The 1,814-nt window shown below is 50.8% G+C and carries 2 rRNA genes; both read right to left on the bottom strand.

Annotated features, from left to right (window positions below):
- Positions 1 to 1,332 (bottom strand): 23S ribosomal RNA (locus tag NST02_RS23700); the annotation flags it as partial.
- 182 nt (positions 1,333 to 1,514) lie between these two features.
- A 16S ribosomal RNA gene (locus tag NST02_RS23695) occupies positions 1,515 to 1,814 on the bottom strand; the annotation flags it as partial.

Below are 1,814 nucleotides of genomic sequence, written 5' to 3'. Positions count from 1 at the left end.
CGGGATTCTCACCCGTCTTTCGCTACTCATACCGGCATTCTCACTTCTAAGCGCTCCACCAGTCCTTCCGGTCTGGCTTCACAGCCCTTAGAACGCTCTCCTACCACTGTTCGTAAGAACAGTCCGCAGCTTCGGTGATACGTTTAGCCCCGGTACATTTTCGGCGCAGAGTCACTCGACCAGTGAGCTATTACGCACTCTTTAAATGGTGGCTGCTTCTAAGCCAACATCCTGGTTGTCTAAGCAACTCCACATCCTTTTCCACTTAACGTATACTTTGGGACCTTAGCTGGCGGTCTGGGCTGTTTCCCTTTCGACTACGGATCTTATCACTCGCAGTCTGACTCCCAAGGATAAGTCATCGGCATTCGGAGTTTGACTGAATTCGGTAACCCGGTAGGGGCCCCTAGTCCAATCAGTGCTCTACCTCCGAGACTCTTACCTTGAGGCTAGCCCTAAAGCTATTTCGGAGAGAACCAGCTATCTCCAGGTTCGATTGGCATTTCACCCCTACCCACACCTCATCCCCGCACTTTTCAACGTGCGTGGGTTCGGGCCTCCATTCAGTGTTACCTGAACTTCACCCTGGACATGGGTAGATCACCTGGTTTCGGGTCTACGACCACGTACTCATGCGCCCTATTCAGACTCGCTTTCGCTGCGGCTCCGCATCTTCTGCTTAACCTTGCACGGGATCGTAACTCGCCGGTTCATTCTACAAAAGGCACGCCATCACCCGTTAACGGGCTCTGACTACTTGTAGGCACACGGTTTCAGGATCTATTTCACTCCCCTTCCGGGGTGCTTTTCACCTTTCCCTCACGGTACTGGTTCACTATCGGTCACTAGGGAGTATTTAGCCTTGGGAGATGGTCCTCCCGGATTCCGACGGAATTTCACGTGTTCCGCCGTACTCAGGATCCACTCTGGAGAGAACGACATTTCAGTTACAGGGCTGTTACCTTCTTTGGCGGGCCTTTCCAGACCTCTTCGCTTATATCATTCCTTTGTAACTCCGTATAGAGTGTCCTACAACCCCAAGAGGCAAGCCTCTTGGTTTGGGCTGTTCCCGTTTCGCTCGCCGCTACTCAGGGAATCGCATTTGCTTTCTCTTCCTCCGGGTACTTAGATGTTTCAGTTCCCCGGGTATGCCTTCTCATACTCTATGTATTCAAGTATGGATACTACTCCATTACGAGCAGTGGGTTTCCCCATTCGGAAATCTCCGGATCAAAGCTTGCTTACAGCTCCCCGAAGCATATCGGTGTTCGTCCCGTCCTTCATCGGCTCCTAGTGCCAAGGCATCCACCGTGCGCCCTTTCTAACTTAACCATTTCTTACTTTAGAAAGAATCACTATGTGTGATGAACTTTGCATTGCATTCAATGTGAATGTATTACTTATTGTTATCTAGTTTTCAAAGAACAATCCTGTCTCGCTAGAGACATGTTTTGAAGGAATGATCCTTCAAAACTAAACAAGACGAAAACGTACGCTGCTCCATATATCCTTAGAAAGGAGGTGATCCAGCCGCACCTTCCGATACGGCTACCTTGTTACGACTTCACCCCAATCATCTGCCCCACCTTCGGCGGCTGGCTCCATAAAGGTTACCTCACCGACTTCGGGTGTTGCAAACTCTCGTGGTGTGACGGGCGGTGTGTACAAGGCCCGGGAACGTATTCACCGCGGCATGCTGATCCGCGATTACTAGCGATTCCAGCTTCACGCAGTCGAGTTGCAGACTGCGATCCGAACTGAGAACAGATTTATGGGATTGGCTAAACCTTGCGGTCTTGCAGCCCTTTGTTCTG

The sequence above is a fragment of the Robertmurraya sp. FSL W8-0741 genome (assembly GCF_038004005.1).
GTDB lineage: Bacteria > Bacillota > Bacilli > Bacillales > Cytobacillaceae > Robertmurraya > Robertmurraya siralis.
This window is presented reverse-complemented; position numbering and strand designations above follow the sequence as displayed.